Here is a 16,140-nt window from a genome sequence, read left to right on the forward strand (position 1 = left end):
GGATTGGTGAAATAAGCGCTCTCTGAATGAGGCGCTAGTGACGGCATCGGCATTTGGCGGCATCGCCTGCCGCATGCAATGTATTCAATTTCCCCTGAAAATCCGGCATCTCCAAGGACCCTGGTGCGGGCAATGAAGCGACAGGCTTAGCCCAATGTGCAGCTGATAAGTCAGGTAACGCCTTGGAGATGCTGAATTTTTCAGCAGACTCTATTGGGTTCTGTACCCTGAAACAATAATTGACTGATAACTTTTGGTCGTTGTGACAATAATTAACATTTGATGACATCAGAAGCCTTTATAGCGATAACGTGGGGCAACTATTGTTGTTCCGTATCCACAGAGATGCCTTCGAAAAAGCCGATTGCTTGCGGCAAAACCTTGTTTTTGCAAAAATCGCAATGCAGATAGATGCTTTGCGAAATCAAGGACTTGCGTTCAGCCACGCGGCATTTCGAAGAGCGCAGGAGCCGGCCGGAGGCGCAAGGACATCGACCGGAGTAGTCGAAGAAAGCGCGGATCGGGGAGATAAGCAAGAAAGCGGTCAACCAAATCCCGCCAGCCGCGTTTTTAAGCTTATGCCGCAGCAAACGCGGATGTTAACCTCAACCATTTAAAGGATTGAAAAATGAAAAAGCTGCTAGGTGTTGCTGCACTCCTCATCGCATTTGCCCCATTCGCCCAAGCTCAAGACTCCAGCGGTGTCCTGGCTAGCCATCCGGACGCACGCAATGACCGGACTACTGTAGAAGCTGCCGCCGCTCCAGCCAAGCACGTGAAAGCCAAGGCTCACCACAAGGCTGCCAAAGCCAAGGCGAAAGCAGCCGAAGCCAAGGACGCTGCTTCTAAGTAAATCGCAGCACCCCTCATGCCGTGCCTGGCACGCGCATGAACAACAGAAGGCCATGAACGCGGATACACCGCATTCATGGCCTTCTGGCATTTGGCGTGATGAATTATTTTTCCCGCAATGCGGCCTGCGCTACAGCTGGAATTTCTCTCTCCCTAGCCTGTATTGTTACCTTGGTTTCCCGATCGAGGTTCTGTCCGAGGTTCTACTGCTTCCGCCCCAAGAAAAATTGAATCGACCGGGAGCGTCCCGTATTTACGAGGCAGTATTCTGAAAATTTTTTGCGCCGGAGTCGATATGGCGCTCCGCAATACGCCGCAAATGTTGGAAGTTGTAACGGTATGTAATCGCCGTCAACATACCGCCGGCACCACTCGTTAATTGCTCAGGACCTCGGGAATTACCTGAGTTAATCAAGATAACTTTAAGGTGCACAAATGAACAAATTAATCGCTACTCTGATCGCTGGCCTGTTCGCTACTTCCGTTTTCGCTCAAGCCGCTGCACCTGCTGCTCCAGCAGCGCCTGCCGCCGCAGCAACGACTACCCAGGCAGTAAAGGCCGATGTCAAGGCTGACGTCAAGGCGGATGCCAAGACCGAAACCAAGGCAGCTCCTGCAGCAGCCAAAGTCAAGACTGCAAAAGCTGAAAAAACCAAGGTAGCCCGTAAAGCGGCCAAGGCAAAAGCCAAGGCGCCTGCAGCGAAGGCAGAAGCAAAGACAGAGGCAAAAGCAGACACCAAGGCAGACACCAAGGTAGAAGCCAAGACAGCTGCCCCTGCCGCTAAATAAAGTACGGCATGTCGTGTACTCCACGACTATGATGAGCATGGCGGCATGATTGCGGAAAAACGCAGTCATGCCGCCATGGTGCGTTCCGGCAAGGAGCGAACCTGTTTTGCGTAATTGATTACGCAGTTAAAAATTCCGTTGTTCGATATTTTTTTAGGAGTTGGTCATGGGTATTCTGGAAGAAGTCATTGGCGCTGTGGTGGCCGTTGAGGGTGTCAAGAAATTGGACCCGAACGCATCCATCCTGACGGAAGGCATTGCCGCTATCGCCGGCTACAAAGGTGTGGAAGCGGTTACCGAACACCTGGAAAATAAGGAAGCAGAAAACAAAGAGGGCGATGTCCCTGATCAGCCTGCCTGAGCCACTGCATAATCGCAGCACAAATTGCTGAAGATTTAAAAAGATGAAATTTTCTCGCCCGGGAAAATTTCATCTTCCGCATTACACGCCGCCATTTTTCATCCAGCTCACGGCGGATGCGAATCAGGCGCCGGTCGCGGCTGCTTAGGTCAGACCACCTGGCTGCACCGCCGACGCACCACATTGGGGCTAAGGCAAAGGCTGGCGGCAATCCACGCTGGCCGTCCCCATTGCCCGCGTTCAATATTCCCGATTTTCCCTCGCAAACCAGCAATGACGCCATTCACTGGCACGCAAATTGCCTGATTGATCACGGCTATGCATGCGCTCTCAGCGCTTGCTGCTTCGCCGCGCATGCATGGCTATCCGATAAAGCTAAGAATAGTTTCCAGGAGAATTGTGATGAAGAAAGCAAAATTGCCGCCGGCGCTATGGATCCTGATCGCCATGGTGATCGGCATCATCCTCGGCTACATGGTGTTCAGCAGTTTCCCGGACAAGAAGACGGCGGCGGAAATCGCCGGCTATATCCAGATCATTTCGGATGTATTCCTGCGCCTGATCAAGATGCTGATCGGTCCGCTGGTGTTTTCGACGCTGGTGGTGGGCGTGGCCCACATGGGCGATGCATCCTCGGTCGGACGCGTGTTCGGCAAGGCGCTGGGCTGGTTCGTCACCGCTTCCCTGCTGTCGCTGATCTTGGGGCTGATCATGTCGAACCTGCTGCAGCCGGGCCACAATGTCGGCTTGCCGCTGCCGGACATAGGCGCCAGCGCCAATCTGGCGACCGCCAAGTTTACGCTCAAGGATTTCGTTGGCCACATGATCCCGCGTTCATTTGCCGAGGCCATGACGAATAATGAAATCCTGCAGATCGTGGTGTTTTCGATGTTCTTCGGCATCGCCCTGGCTGCGCTGGGAGAACGCGCCAAGACCCTGATCAGCGCGATCGACGAACTGTCGCACGCGATGCTGAAAATCACCGGCTATGTGATGAAAATGGCGCCGCTGGCAGTGATGGCGGCAATGGCGGCCACGGTCGCCACCAACGGCCTCTCGATCCTGCTCAAGTTCGCGGTCTTCATGGGCGATTTCTATATCAGCCTGTTCCTGCTGTGGGGCTTGCTGGTGCTGGCCGGCGCCGCCTTCCTCGGCAGGCGCGTGCTGAAGCTGCTGCTGCTGATCAAGGAAGCCTTCCTGCTGTCGTTCGCCACCGCCAGCTCGGAAGCCGCCTACCCGAAAATACTCGACGCCCTCGACCGCTTCGGTGTCAAGCGCAAGATCTCCAGCTTCGTCATGCCGATGGGTTATTCCTTCAACCTGGACGGTTCCATGATGTACTGCACCTTCGCCGTACTATTCATCGCCCAGGCCTATGACATCAAGCTGCCGCTCAGCACCCAGATCACCATGCTGCTGATCCTGATGCTGACTTCCAAGGGCATGGCCGGCGTGCCGCGCGCCTCGCTGGTGGTGATCGCCGCCACCCTGAACCAGTTCAACATTCCTGAAGCCGGCTTGCTGCTGATCCTGGGCGTCGATACCTTCCTCGACATGGGGCGCTCGGCCACCAATGCCGTCGGCAATTCCATCGCTACCGCGGTGGTGGCTAAGTGGGAAGGCGAGCTGATGAGCGAAAGCGAGGCCGCCATCCACAACGCCGTGCTGGACAACAGCGCGCCGGCCTGAATTCAGGCCGCCAGTTCTATCGCCCGGTAGTTGCCAAGATCGGCCTGGATGCCAAGCCGGTTGAACATTTCCTGCGGATGGAAGTCGGTCTTGGCGTGCAGTTTTTGTACTTCGATTTTTGCCGCCTCGATCGAAGCCAGATCCGTCCAACCCAGCACCGTGACGTAGTTGTAGGAGCCGGGGCCGGAAGTCTGTTCCAGCACCAGTTCCTGCGCGCATCCGGGCAGCGAACGCAGCAGCGCGTGGATGCTGCGCACGCGGGCCAGGAACTCTTGCTGTGCCGCTGCGGGGACGATGAATTTGTCTACTCTGTAAATCTGCGAAGCCATAGCTGTCTCTCCGGCTGGTTGAGGTGGCGCCGCACTGGCGTGCGGCTAGAGGATTTCAGATACCGGTAATTAGTGTAAAACCTCAAGTTAACTTGAGATCAAGCAAAAAATCACGCAGACGATCCGAGTTGAGGTAAGGTAGCGCAGCGCGACCTGTCCATCCTCGTTCCCTACCCGATCATGCAAGCCACCGAGTCCTTTGACGTCTCTTACGAAAATGCCATCCTGAAGGGCGATTTCCAGCCCGCCGCGTCATCCCAGCACATCCTGCTGCTGCACGGCGCCGGCGTCAGTTCGCGCGCGACCGCCAGCCGTTCCGGCTTGCGGCCGGGACTGCAGCAGCGCGGAATCGCCACTACTTCCTTCGATTGCATCGGCCATGGCGACACCGGCGGCGTCCTGTCAACGTCTTCACTGCACGGCCGCACGCGCCAGGCCGAGGCAGTGATCGCCGCCAGGAAATTGGCCGGCCCGCTGGTGATATGCGGCGCCAGCATGGGCGCCTACAACGCCATCCGGCTGACGCAAACGCAACAGGTCGCCGGGTTGATTTTGATCGTGCCCGGAGTCTATACGCCTGCCGCCTACGACCTGCCGTTCGGACCGTTGTTTTCCGAGGTCATCCGTCGCCACCGCAGCTGGGCCGGCAGCGATGCCTGGGAAATCCTCAAGCAGTTCAAGGGCGACCTGCTGGTGATCGCCGCCGAGCGCGATGCCGTCATCCCTTTGGAAATACCGGAGCGGCTGGTGCTGTCCGCGCGCCAGGCGCGTTCGCGCCGGCTGCGGGTGGTGGCGGACACCGACCATAACCACTTGTTTCCCTTGCTGGCGGCAGAACGCCCGGCGGAATTCGAAGAGCTGATGACGCTGATGGCTGATTGCGGCCGGCAGCACTAAGGTCTATCCGCATGGACACGGATGCCACCTTGCGAGAGCGATGGATAAACAGGATTTGTCATGATTTAAGAAAATATCAATAGTATGATTCAGGCAAGCAGGCGTGCCGGCCGGTCCGGAACGTTTCGTCCGGCAGCCTGTCTGTTAAAGTACCCGATTAATTCTTGAGACCACGATGCGCCTATTCTTTTTCGTCATTGCCAGCTTCCTCCTTGTTGCCTGCGGCCACGTGTCGCCGAACAGCGACAGCGGCAGCAATGGCAACATCAGCGGCAGCAGCGTCACGCCCTACGGCGTGATCGATACCGGCGTTACCCGTACCATTAACCGCTAATCATCAAGCGTCAATACGCGAACGGAGTTTTCAAAGTGAAGCATCACATCTATGCAAGCCTGGTCGAAGCACAGCAATCACTGAATGCCCTGCTCGCCAATCCGACGGCGCTGGCCGCGATTGAACAAGCGGGCCAGCTCTTGATCGATGTGTTCCAGCGCAAGGGCCGGGTGTACTCTTGCGGCAACGGCGGCTCGATGTGCGACGCCATGCATTTTGCCGAGGAACTGACCGGCCGCTACCGGCTCGACCGCGCCGCCTTGGGCGCCACCGCCATCAGCGATGCCGGCCACCTGACCTGCGTCGGCAACGACCATGGCTACGAGCAGGTATTCTCGCGCTACATCGAAGGTCACGGCCGTGCCGGCGATTGCCTGCTGGCGCTCAGCACCAGCGGCACCAGCAAGAACATCATCCGCGCGGCGCAGGCGGCGCAGGCGCAGGGCATGAGCGTGATCATCTTGTCCGGCAAACGGAGCGAAGCATTGGAAGCGCTCAGCAGCGTCTACATCTGCACCCCGGGCGGCAAGTTTGCGGACCGCGTGCAAGAGCTGCACATCAAGGTCTTGCACATCCTGATCGAATTGGTGGAGCGTCATTTCTTCCCGCAGAATTACGCAGACGGCCAATAATTCCGGCGCCGCCGATCGTTGATCGGCGCGTCTTCTACTTCCCGCTAATCCAGCCTATTGACAGCACATAGCGGTTGCCGCCTTCCACTCGTGTCACGCTGTGCTCGCACTGATCGGGCCGGAACAGCTTGATGCGTGAAGTCGACAGGATGGGCGCGCTGCAGACAAACTCGCCGCCGCGTGGGGAGCGTTTGAGCACCAGGTTCAGGCGGTAATGTTTGCCGTGCGCGACCGCATCGGTATGCGGCGGAATCTCGGCGCCGACCGGGTAGCGGATCAGATAGCTGTCGAATGGCAGCGGCCAGCGCGCCGTCAGTAACAGCATCTTGTCGTAGCCGCTGCCCTGTCTTCCCCGTTGCCATTTGAATGCGACCGCAAGATAGTCGCGCAAGTTGTTCAGCATGTTCCCGTATCCGGTATGGCCGCTTGGCGGTCGCTTCATATTCTATTTCAAGGCAGCGTTTCCAGTTTGCGAGCGGCTGGCAAGGCCGCGGCACTCAGCACGGCATCGCGCTTGTCCAGCAAATGCTGGCGCAGCACCGCCGCCAGGCGCTTGCCGTCGCGCGCTTCCAGCGCTTTCACCATTTCGTCATGGTCGTGTGCCGCGCTATCCCATTTGTGCGGCTGGAAATTGGACTTGAAGCGCAAGGCTTGCAGGCGCCGGTTGAGGGTCAGGTAAGTCTGGCGCAACACCGAGTTGCGGGCAGCGTCATTGATCTTGTCGTGGATCGCCTGGTTGCGGCTGTAGTAGCCGGGCAAGTCGTTTTGTGCCTTGCAGGCCAGCATCGCATAGTGCAGGGCCTTGATCTCGGCCAGCTCGACCGGCGTGATGCGGTCGCAGGCCAGCTCGCCCGACATGGCTTCCAGGCCGCTCATCAGTTCAAAGGTTTCCCAGATTTCCGTTTCCGACATCTTCGATACCGAAGCGCCGCGGTTCGGCGATATCTCTATCAAGCCTTCGGCTGCCAGCACTTTCAGGGCTTCGCGCAGCGGCGTCCGTGAAATGCCCAGGGTTTCGCACAACTCCCGTTCATTCAGCTTGGTGCCCGGCGTCAGCACCGCTTCGACGATCAGGTTGCGCAAGTGGTCCACCACCGTGTCATGCAAACGCTGACGTTCCAGTTTCGGCACCAGCGGCGCGGCTTTTGTCTCTTCGCCAGTTATCGCATTTTGCATTCAAAATCCTTTTTTACGCATTTTTCTCTATTTTAACATCAAACATGGAGCCTAAGAGTCCTCCTGTCTATACGTTTGAATCTGAATGTAAATATGCAAAAAAGGCCAATAAATTGACAAATAACGCCATTTTCCCTTGGTTTTTACCGCCTTAAAGCCGTTCGCTGAAGTCGGGTAATCGCAAAAAGTCCTTTACGTTTGGAATTTCGACTGCTAAAGTATTTTGAATGCAAAATACAATTTGTTCAAAAAGGAGACGTAAATGTTGACACTAGACTTCCATCCGGCCGGCCGTCATTTCCTGCAGATCCCGGGTCCCAGCCCGGTGCCGGACCGGATTTTGCGGGCCATGAGTTATCCCACCATCGATCATCGCGGCCCGGAATTCGGCGCGCTGGGTTTGCAGGTGCTGGCCGGCATCAAGAAGATTTTCAAGACCGAGCAGCCGGTGGTGATCTATCCGGCCTCCGGTACCGGCGCATGGGAAGCGGCGCTGACCAATACCTTGAGCGCGGGCGATACGGTGCTGATGTACGAGACCGGCCATTTCGCCACGCTCTGGAAAAAGATGGCGCAAGCGCTGGGCCTGAAGCCGGAGTTCCTCGGCTTGCCGGGCATCGAAGGCTGGCGCCATGGGGTCCAGGCCGACCGCATCGAAGCGCGTCTGCGCCAGGACCGCGAGCACCAGATCAAGGCGGTGTGCGTAGTACATAACGAAACTTCGACCGGCGTCACCTCCGATATTGCAGCTGTACGACGGGCGATCGACGCCGCCGGCCATCCGGCCTTGCTGATCGTCGATACCATTTCCGGCCTGGCGTCGGCCGATTACCGGCATGACGAATGGGGCGTCGACGTCACCGTCTCCGGTTCGCAAAAAGGCTTGATGCTGCCGCCCGGCATCAGCTTCAACGCGGTGTCGCAGAAGGCCATCGAAGCCAGCAAGCGCGCGACGCTGCCGCGGGCGTTCTGGGACTGGACCGACATCATCGAAATGAACCAGACCGGCTACTGGCCCTACACGCCCAACACCAATCTGCTGTATGGCTTGTCGGAAGCGCTGGAAATGATCCTGGGCGAAGGCCTGGACAATGTCTTCCTGCGCCACCAGCGCCTGGCCGCCGCCTGCCGCGATGCGGTGCGCGCCTGGGGCCTGGAAATCCAGTGCGCCGATCCAGCCCTGTACTCGCCGGTGCTGACCGGCGTCATGACGCCGCCCGGCTTCGACGCCGACGCGATCCGCAAGACCATCTATGAAAACTTCAACATGTCGCTCGGCACCGGCCTGGGAAAAATGAAGGGCGGCATGTTCCGTATCGGCCACCTGGGCGAAGCCAACGATCTGACCCTGATGGCGACGCTGGCCGGCTGCGAGATGGGATTGAAGCTGGCGGGCGTGCCGCTGGCTGGCAGCGGCGTGGTGGCAGCGATGGACAACCTGGCGGCGCAAAAGAGCAAGCCGATATTAAAAGCAGCATAGAAAGCAAAACAGCGGAAACCGCTCCGACACCGTCCCGCAGAGGATGGGCGGAGCAAGGATAAAGATGTCCTGCGGCGTTTGCCGGCCACCATAATATTGGAGACAACAATGAAGCACCTGCGTTTGCGCGCGACCACCGTCGTGCTGATCATGTTATGCCTGATGTATTTCATTACCTACCTCGACCGCGTCAACGTCAGCACCGCCGCGGCCGGCTTCGCCAAGGAATTCGATCTTTCCAAGACTGAAATCGGCCTGGTGTTTTCGGCATTCGCCTATCCCTACCTGGTGTTCCAGATCATCGGCGGCTGGGTCAGCGACAAATTCGGCGCCAAGCGCACCCTGATCTACTGCGGCATCCTGTGGGGCATCGCCACCATCTTGACCGGCTTTGCCGGCGGCCTGTTTTCGCTGCTGATGGCGCGCCTGCTGCTAGGCCTGGGCGAGGGCGCCACCTTCCCCGCCGCCACTACCGCCATGTCGCGCTGGGTGGCCAAGGAAAACCGCGGCTTCGCCCAGGGCATCACGCACGCCTTCGCCCGCATCGGCAATGCCGTGGCGCCGGCGCTGGTGGTGTTCATCATGACGGTGCATGGCTGGCGCGAGTCCTTCTATATCTTCGGCGTATTCAGCCTGGTCTGGGTGCTGGTGTGGGCCTTCGTGTTTACCGAACATCCGGAAAAGCATCCGCGCATCACCGCAGAAGAACTGGCGATCCTGCCGCAGGCCAAGAAAAACAACCCGAAGATCCCATGGGGTCCTTTGTTCAAGCGCATGCTGCCGGTCACCATCGTCTATTTCTGCTACGGCTGGACCCTGTGGCTGTTCCTGAGCTGGATTCCGCAGTACTTCCTGCACAGCTACGACCTGGATATCAAGAAATCGGCGCTGTTTGCCTCCAGCGTATTCTTTGCCGGCGTGGTGGGCGATACCTTGGGCGGTATCGTCAGCGACAAGATCCTGAAGCGCACCGGCAACCTGAAGCGGGCGCGCAGCCAGATGGTGTCGGTCTGCATGCTGCTGACCCTGCTGTCTCTGCTGCCGCTGCTGTACACCCATAACGTCTACGTTTCCATCCTGTGCCTTGGCGCCGGCTTCTTCTTCGCGGAAATGACGATCGGGCCGATGTGGGCGATTCCAATGGATATCGCTCCGCAATATTCAGGCACCGCCAGCGGCATGATGAATACAGGTTCGGCGCTGGCCGCCATCATTTCGCCGGTGCTGTCCGGCTATCTGATCGACCGCTTCGGCAACTGGGAGCTACCCTTTGTCGGCAGCATGATCCTGATGGGATTCGGCGTCTTCCTGGCGTTCCGCATGCAGCCTGACAGCAAGTTCGAGCAGGTGGTCGCGGGTGGTTCGGCAAGCGTCGTCAAGGCCGGCGTCTAGAGCGGCGGCAGCGGGTGCAGCTTGCTTCGTCCGCAGCTTGAACAATGAAACAAGAAAAGGATTTGCAATGATCTCTTTGGATACGCCGCAAGCTGGGCTGGCAGCCATGCTGAGCAAGGCATATGGCGAACGTGCGCTGCTGGAATGCCTGCCGGCGGCACTGGAACCGGCTAGCAGCGAGCAAGCCTATCAGGTGCAGCGGGAATTTCTGCATCACCGGCAGGCCAGTATCGGCGGCTGGAAAATCGGCGCGAAATCGCCGACGGGGCCGATACAAGGGGCGCCGCTGCCTGCCGGCGGCATTGTTCCCACCACCTCCACGATCGATCGCGCGGACTATCCGGTGCTCGGCATCGAGCTGGAAATCATGTTTTGTTTCAAGCGCGATATCGATCCCGGCGCGGCGCCGCTGTCGGATGTGCAGGTCATGCATAGCATAGGCACGATGGCGGCATCTATAGAGATTGTCTCCAGCCGCATTGCGGGATGGCCGGAACTGCCGAAGCTGCTGCAACTGGCCGATCTGCAGAACCATGGCGCCTTGATAACCGGTGAATTCATCGATTACGACGCCAGCTTTCCGTTTGCCAGTCCGGCGGCGCACCTGACGCTGGGCGGCCGCGACATCTTCAAGGGCAGCGGCAGCAATCCGGCCGGTGATCCGCGCCGGCTGCTAGGCTGGCTGGTGCAGCACTGCCGCGCGCAAGGCATCGCCATTCCGTGCGGCACGGTGATTACCACCGGCTCTTACACCGGCATCCATTTTCCGGAGGAAGCCGGATTGGTCATCGGCCAGATCGCCAGCTTGCCGCCGATCCATTTTGAACTGCGCTGAGGCCTTGCCCGCTACCACAATTTTTCAGGATTTTCTCTATGCTGGTCAAGCCCATACACCTAGTGCCGCGCGCTGCAACCCTCGCGTCTTCGCTGGCGGCGCAGCTGCGCCGCGAATTGCGCGGCGATGTCCTGTTTAGCCAGGCCGACCGCGGCCGCTATGCGACCGACGCCTCGATTTACCAGATCATGCCGATCGGCGTGGTGGCGCCGCGCGACCAGGCCGATCTATTGCTGGCGCTGGATATAGCGCGCGACAACCGCGTACCCATCCTGGCGCGCGGCGCCGGCACCAGCCAGTGCGGACAGACCGTGGGCGCGGCGCTGGTGATCGACAACAGCAAATGGCTGAACCGGGTGATCGAGTTTGATGCGGTCGCCCGCACGGTGACGGTCGAGCCGGGCATGGTGCTGGATCACCTCAACGCCTGGCTCAAGCCACATGGACTGTGGTTTGCGGTGGATGTCTCGACCGCCGCCCAGTGCACCATAGGCGGCATGGCCGGCAACAATTCCTGCGGCTCGCGTTCTATCGAATACGGCAACATGGTGCACAACGTCGCCGCCATCGACGCTGTGCTGGCGGATGGCACGCAGGGACGCTTTGGACGTCTGCAGCAGATGGCAAGCGCTGGCCGCATAGGCGATATCGTCGCAGGATTGCAGCACATCGCCGCACGCGAACGGGGCGAGATCGCCGAGCGCGTCCCCAAGGTCTTGCGCCGTGTCGGCGGCTACAACATCGATCTCTTCGATTGCCAGAATCCGCGCGCCTATACCGATGACGGCATGGCCAACCTGGCGCACATCCTGGTCGGCTCGGAGGGCACGCTGGCCTACAGCCGCCAGATCACCCTGGCGCTGGCGCCGCTGCCGGCGCACAAGGTGCTGGGCGTGGTGAATTTCCCGACCTTCTACCAGGCGATGGATCTGACCCAGCATATCGTCAAGCTCGGGCCGACCGCGGTCGAACTGGTGGACCGCACCATGATCGACCTGTCGATGAGCAATCCGGCCTTCAAGCCGGTCATCGAAAAAGCCCTGAGAGGCCAGCCGCAGGCGATCCTGCTGGTCGAGTTTGCCGGCGAGCAGCTTGATGCGCTGCTGCAGAAGCTGGCCAGCCTGGATGAACTGATGGCCGACCTGCAACTGCCCGGCGCGGTAGTGCAAATGTCCGGCGCCGCTGAACAGAAGGCCCTGTGGGACGTGCGCAAGGCCGGCCTCAACATCATGATGAGCATGAAGGGCGACGGCAAGCCGGTTTCATTCATCGAAGATTGCGCGGTGCCGCTCGAACATCTGGCGGAATACACCAGCCAGCTGACCGAGGTCTTCCACAAATACGGCACCGAAGGCACCTGGTACGCCCACGCCAGCGTCGGCACCCTGCACGTGCGGCCGATCCTCGACATGCGCCGCGGCGGCGCCAAGGACATGCGGGAAATCGCCGAAGCCGCCTCGGCGCTGGTGCGCAAGTACAAGGGCGCCTACTCCGGCGAGCACGGCGACGGCCTCTGCCGCGGCGAATGGGTGGCCTGGCAGTATGGCCCGAAGATCAACGCCGCCTTCAGCGAAATCAAGACCCTGTTCGATCCGGACAACCGCTTCAATCCGGACAAGATCGTGCGGCCACCGAAGATGGACGATGCCGCCAACTTCCGCTTTGCGCCAGGCTACGCCGAGCTGCCGCACCAGCCCTTGCTGGACTGGTCGGCCTGGAACGTCAAACGCGATCCGCTCAGCGGCGAGGAAAGTGCGGCCGGCACGGGCGGCGACCGTAGCGGCGGCCTCGCCAAGCTGGTGGAAATGTGCAACAACAACGGCCATTGCCGCAAGTTCGACGCCGGCACCATGTGCCCCAGCTACCGCATCACCAAGGATGAAAAGCACGTCACGCGCGGCCGCGCCAACACCCTGCGCCTGGCGCTCTCGGGTCAGCTTGGCAGCGAGGGGCTGGCCAGCGCTGAAGTCAGGGAAGTGCTGGACCTGTGCGTCTCCTGCAAGGGTTGCAAGCGCGATTGCCCGACCGGCGTCGACATGGCCAAGGTCAAGATCGAAGCGCGCGCCGCCTGGGTCGGCAAGCATGGCATTAGCCTGCGCGAGCGGCTGGTCGGTTTCATGCCGAAGTACGCGCCCTACGCCAGCAGCATGGGCGGCCTGATCGCCGCGGCCGACAAAATTCCGCTGTTGTCGAGCTGGGTCAAGAAGCGCATCGGCCTTGCACCGCAGCGCTCCTTCCCGCAATTCAAGAACGCCTTCCTGGCCGACGCCCAGTCCGCCGTTGCAAGCGAGCGTGAAGTGCTGCTGTTTGTCGATACCTTCAACAACTACATGGAACCGGAAAATGCCCGCGCCGCCCAGCAGGTGCTGGAGGCTGCCGGCTACAAAGTCCATTTCAACACGGTCACCGGCGCCCGGCCCCTGTGCTGCGGCCGCACCTATCTGTCCGCCGGCCTGGTCGAACAAGCCAAGGCCGAGGCGCGCAGGACGCTGGACGCCTTGCTGCCCTATGTCGAGCGCGGCATCGCCATCGTCGGGCTGGAGCCGTCCTGCTTGCTGTCCTTGCGCGACGAATTCTTCAATTACGGCTACGGCGACGAGGCCAAAAAACTGGCGCAGTCGGCCTATCTGTTTGAAGAATTTCTCGTCCGAGAAAAAAATGCAGGCCGCCTGCAGCTGGATCTGAAGCCGCTGCCTGGCAACAAGGTTCTGCTGCACGGCCATTGCCACCAAAAGGCCTTCGATGCCTTGCGTCCGGTGCAAGCCGTGCTGGCATGGATCCCGCAGCTAGAGCTGTCCACGGTTGAGTCTTCATGCTGCGGCATGGCCGGCAGCTTCGGCTACGAGGCCGAGCACTATGAGGCGTCGATGGCGATGGCCGAGCTCACGCTGTTGCCGGCGGTGCGCAAGGCTGGCGCAGGCAGTATCGTGGTCGCTGACGGCACCAGCTGCCGGCATCAGATCCAGGATGGTGCCGATACGGAGGCCTTGCATGTGGCGCGCGTGCTGGCACTATCATTGGCGGCGGCTAAATGACGGTGCGTTGAAAAAACAAAAGACCCTTGCGGGCCTTTTGTTTTTGTTGTGGAACATTAAGTTGATGTTCCCGGATTTCGCGAGAACTGAGCTGGCGCTTTTTCAGGGCATACAAACTTACATGACCGTAGTAATCCTGGTTGCTCCCAGCCGGCGCCACGCGCGCTTTGTTTTCAAGCGTTACCCACGCCTTGCGAATAACATCCCAACGTTTGTCGCATACGCGGGTTTTCTCGGCCGCGCCATTGACATGCTGAAGGACGACGCGCGCCGCCGGTAAAATGTCCAGCGTGACTTCGTACCAGACGTCGTTTACCAGGTGCAGCTGCACGCGATCGGAAATAATCCGCCGGACTTTATCCCGCTCAGAAGTGTGGCGCTTGCCGTTTCTTTCAGCTTTGAAGCGGGCGCGCAAGCGATTGTGCAGCAGGATGCCGGTCAGCGGATGCACAAACATTTCCGCTTGCGATTCGGCCAGTTCGACGTAGCGGCCTGACCAGTTGGTGTAGCGCGCCAGGACGCGTCCCTCCTTCCGGTCCCCTTCCCAGCGCGTTTCAATCGCGACAAAATTATCCAGGTGCTGCAGGATATGCTGCTTGACCGTGTTGCGGGCATCGATGGCGGCGCGGATTTCGCTATACACCTTGTCCCAGGGGCGATTGACCTGCTGTTCCAGGAAGCGTTTCAGCGGCGCCAGGTTTTCATTCAGGTATTTACGGTGACCATAGCCGTCCTTCATGCCGATCCTGGCAGGCCTATCTTCACTGTTGCGAAACTTGCGGCCATCGCCCTTGTAGATATTGCTGTGTGTGCAGCGCGGCCGTTCGACGATCACTTTGAACATATCTTCACGCATCGTAGTCTCCTTCGGTCTTGCGGCCTGACAGCGCCTGGTTCAGCTTTTGTTTTTCAATCCGCCGCACCCTGCGCGCCGGATTGTACGAGGCATGCGCGCCAGCCTTTCTGGCCCTGGCCGGCGCCGCCAGCGGATTGCGCGGCTTCGGCAATTTAATCGTTACTTTCATGATCATCCTTTCACGCAAATGACCTGGCGCAGCGTATGCACCACCTCGACCAGGTCGGTCTGATGCGCCATCACCTGGTCGATATCCTTGTAGGCCGCCGGAATCTCATCGACCACGCCGCCGTCCTTGCGGCATTCGATGCCCTGGGTCTGCTCGGCCAGGTCGAAGCGGTTGAAGCGGCGCTTGGCTTCGCTACGGCTCATGCGCCGTCCGGCGCCGTGGGAGCAGGAGCAGAACGATTCCGGATTGCCCTTGCCGCGCACGATGTAACTCTTGGCGCCCATGCTGCCGGGAATGATGCCCAGTTCGCCTTCGCGCGCCGAGATCGCACCCTTGCGGGTGATGTACAGCTTTTCATTGCCGTGCATTTCCTGCGCCACATAGTTGTGATGGCAGTTGATCGCTTCGCCATCCAGCTTGAATGGCGGCAGCTGCTGGCTCAGCACATCGACCGCACGCCGCATCATCTCGCGGCGGTTGATCATGGCGTAATCCTGCGCCCAGTCGACGGCATCGACATAATCGTCGAACAGCGGCGATCCTTCGCTGAAGTAGGACAGGTCCTTGTTCGGCAGGTTGATGTGGTTGCGCGCCATATCCTTTTTGGCAGCCGAGATGAAATAGCGGCCGATCACGTTGCCGATGCCGCGTGAGCCGGAGTGCAGCATGATCCAGACCCGTTGTTCTTCATCCAGGCAGATTTCGATGAAGTGGTTGCCGCCGCCCAGCGTGCCGATCTGGCAGATCCAGGTCTGGGCGAACTTGTGCTGCATCTTCATGATGCCCTTGTGCCTGGCGACGATGCGGTCCAGGCGGTCGTTCAGCGGACGGCCGACGCGCGCATGGGCCGAGCCGCGCACCTTGTCCCATTCATGCTGCTCGAAGCCGACCGGAATCGCTGCTTCAATGGCGCTGCGCAGGCGCGCCAGGTTGTCGGGCAGCTGGCTGGCGGTCAGCGTGGTGCGTACCGCGTTCATGCCGCAGCCGATATCGACCCCGACCGCGGCCGGGATGATAGCGGTGCGCGTCGGAATCACGCTGCCGACGGTGGCGCCTATGCCGGCGTGGACGTCCGGCATGGCCGCTACGTGCGGATAGACGATAGGGAGGCTGGCGATGTTCAGCAATTGCTGAAGCGCGCTGTGGTCGATATCGTCGGTAAATATGTGCACGGGCACCAGGCCCTTGTGCAAGCTCTGTTTGATTGGCATAACGTTGTTCTCTGTCATGCCGGCGTCTTTGCCGCGGGCCGGCTATGCCGTGCCCGCAAAAAAACAAAAACCCCGGCGAGTTTCCTCACCGGGGTTCTGGTTG

18 protein-coding genes are annotated in these 16,140 nt (G+C 59.6%); 12 read left to right on the plus strand and 6 right to left on the minus strand.

Features of this window, described 5'->3' with window-relative positions; translation table 11 throughout:
- Positions 1–323: 323 nt before the first annotated feature.
- The 5 genes from BCF11_RS27545 (at position 324) to BCF11_RS10740 (ending at position 3,691) form a co-directional block, all read left to right on the plus strand.
- Complete coding sequence (locus BCF11_RS27545) at positions 324–617, plus strand: hypothetical protein (protein WP_143751305.1); 294 nt, start codon at positions 324–326, stop codon at positions 615–617.
- A gap of 11 nt (positions 618–628) precedes the next feature.
- A complete protein-coding gene (locus tag BCF11_RS10725) occupies positions 629–853 on the plus strand; it encodes a hypothetical protein (protein WP_098494734.1) in 225 nt (74 codons plus the stop codon).
- Between the two features lie 434 nt (positions 854–1,287).
- Complete coding sequence (locus tag BCF11_RS10730; RefSeq protein ID WP_098494735.1) at positions 1,288–1,641, plus strand: hypothetical protein; 354 nt, start codon at positions 1,288–1,290, stop codon at positions 1,639–1,641.
- Between the two features lie 166 nt (positions 1,642–1,807).
- Entirely contained in the window at positions 1,808–2,002 is a 195-nt protein-coding gene (locus BCF11_RS10735) for a hypothetical protein (protein WP_098494736.1), read from the plus strand.
- A 402-nt stretch (positions 2,003–2,404) separates the two neighbouring features.
- Positions 2,405–3,691 carry a dicarboxylate/amino acid:cation symporter gene (locus BCF11_RS10740; RefSeq protein ID WP_098494737.1) on the plus strand — a complete coding sequence of 429 codons (1,287 nt, stop codon included), beginning with the start codon at positions 2,405–2,407 and terminating at the stop codon, positions 3,689–3,691.
- A 2-nt stretch (positions 3,692–3,693) separates the two neighbouring features.
- Here BCF11_RS10740 and BCF11_RS10745 read toward each other — a convergent pair whose 3' ends face one another.
- Positions 3,694–4,020 (minus strand): antibiotic biosynthesis monooxygenase, encoded by a 327-nt coding sequence (locus tag BCF11_RS10745; protein ID WP_098494738.1) that lies wholly within the window; start codon positions 4,018–4,020, stop codon positions 3,694–3,696.
- A 180-nt stretch (positions 4,021–4,200) separates the two neighbouring features.
- On the opposite strand from BCF11_RS10745, the gene BCF11_RS10750 reads away from it, so the two are divergent.
- The 3 genes from BCF11_RS10750 (at position 4,201) to BCF11_RS10755 (ending at position 5,883) form a co-directional block, all read left to right on the plus strand.
- Positions 4,201–4,917, plus strand: a complete 717-nt coding sequence (locus BCF11_RS10750) for an alpha/beta fold hydrolase (RefSeq protein ID WP_098494739.1) — start codon at positions 4,201–4,203, stop codon at positions 4,915–4,917.
- Positions 4,918–5,092: 175 nt separating this feature from the next.
- Positions 5,093–5,251: a hypothetical protein gene (locus BCF11_RS27965; protein ID WP_158229174.1), complete on the plus strand. Its 159-nt coding sequence runs from the start codon at positions 5,093–5,095 to the stop codon at positions 5,249–5,251.
- 35 nt (positions 5,252–5,286) lie between these two features.
- Complete coding sequence (locus BCF11_RS10755) at positions 5,287–5,883, plus strand: SIS domain-containing protein (RefSeq protein WP_098494740.1); 597 nt, start codon at positions 5,287–5,289, stop codon at positions 5,881–5,883.
- Positions 5,884–5,917: 34 nt separating this feature from the next.
- On the opposite strand, the gene BCF11_RS10760 is transcribed toward BCF11_RS10755, so the two are convergent.
- Together BCF11_RS10760 and BCF11_RS10765 are read right to left on the minus strand one after the other, a co-directional pair.
- Positions 5,918–6,286, minus strand: coding sequence for a 2OG-Fe(II) oxygenase (locus BCF11_RS10760; RefSeq protein WP_369827745.1), 369 nt, complete (start codon positions 6,284–6,286; stop codon positions 5,918–5,920).
- A gap of 47 nt (positions 6,287–6,333) precedes the next feature.
- Entirely contained in the window at positions 6,334–7,059 is a 726-nt protein-coding gene (locus BCF11_RS10765; RefSeq protein ID WP_098494741.1) for a GntR family transcriptional regulator, read from the minus strand.
- 262 nt (positions 7,060–7,321) lie between these two features.
- Here BCF11_RS10765 and BCF11_RS10770 point away from each other — a divergent pair, with 262 nt between their 5' ends.
- The 4 genes from BCF11_RS10770 (at position 7,322) to BCF11_RS10785 (ending at position 13,801) form a co-directional block, all read left to right on the plus strand.
- A complete protein-coding gene (locus BCF11_RS10770) occupies positions 7,322–8,539 on the plus strand; it encodes an alanine--glyoxylate aminotransferase family protein (RefSeq protein ID WP_098494742.1) in 1,218 nt (405 codons plus the stop codon).
- 108 nt (positions 8,540–8,647) lie between these two features.
- The gene (locus BCF11_RS10775; protein ID WP_098494743.1) at positions 8,648–9,931 is read left to right on the plus strand and encodes an MFS transporter; all 1,284 of its coding nucleotides are present in this window, start codon (positions 8,648–8,650) and stop codon (positions 9,929–9,931) included.
- 67 nt (positions 9,932–9,998) lie between these two features.
- Complete coding sequence (locus BCF11_RS10780) at positions 9,999–10,766, plus strand: 2-keto-4-pentenoate hydratase (RefSeq protein WP_199110823.1); 768 nt, start codon at positions 9,999–10,001, stop codon at positions 10,764–10,766.
- Positions 10,767–10,804: 38 nt separating this feature from the next.
- Complete coding sequence (locus BCF11_RS10785) at positions 10,805–13,801, plus strand: FAD-binding and (Fe-S)-binding domain-containing protein (protein ID WP_098494744.1); 2,997 nt, start codon at positions 10,805–10,807, stop codon at positions 13,799–13,801.
- Here BCF11_RS10785 and BCF11_RS10790 read toward each other — a convergent pair.
- From BCF11_RS10790 to BCF11_RS10800, 3 genes are all read right to left on the minus strand, one after another.
- Positions 13,794–14,540, minus strand: a complete 747-nt coding sequence (locus BCF11_RS10790; protein ID WP_143751306.1) for a hypothetical protein — start codon at positions 14,538–14,540, stop codon at positions 13,794–13,796. The two genes, BCF11_RS10785 and BCF11_RS10790, sit on opposite strands and share 8 nt — an antisense overlap.
- A 109-nt stretch (positions 14,541–14,649) precedes the next feature.
- Positions 14,650–14,826, minus strand: coding sequence for a hypothetical protein (locus BCF11_RS10795; RefSeq protein WP_233212438.1), 177 nt, complete (start codon positions 14,824–14,826; stop codon positions 14,650–14,652).
- A gap of 2 nt (positions 14,827–14,828) precedes the next feature.
- The gene (locus BCF11_RS10800) at positions 14,829–16,037 is read right to left on the minus strand and encodes an RtcB family protein (RefSeq protein ID WP_098494747.1); all 1,209 of its coding nucleotides are present in this window, start codon (positions 16,035–16,037) and stop codon (positions 14,829–14,831) included.
- Positions 16,038–16,140: the final 103 nt, after the last annotated feature.

Origin of the sequence: Collimonas sp. PA-H2 (assembly GCF_002564105.1) — a bacterium.
Lineage (GTDB): Bacteria > Pseudomonadota > Gammaproteobacteria > Burkholderiales > Burkholderiaceae_D > Collimonas.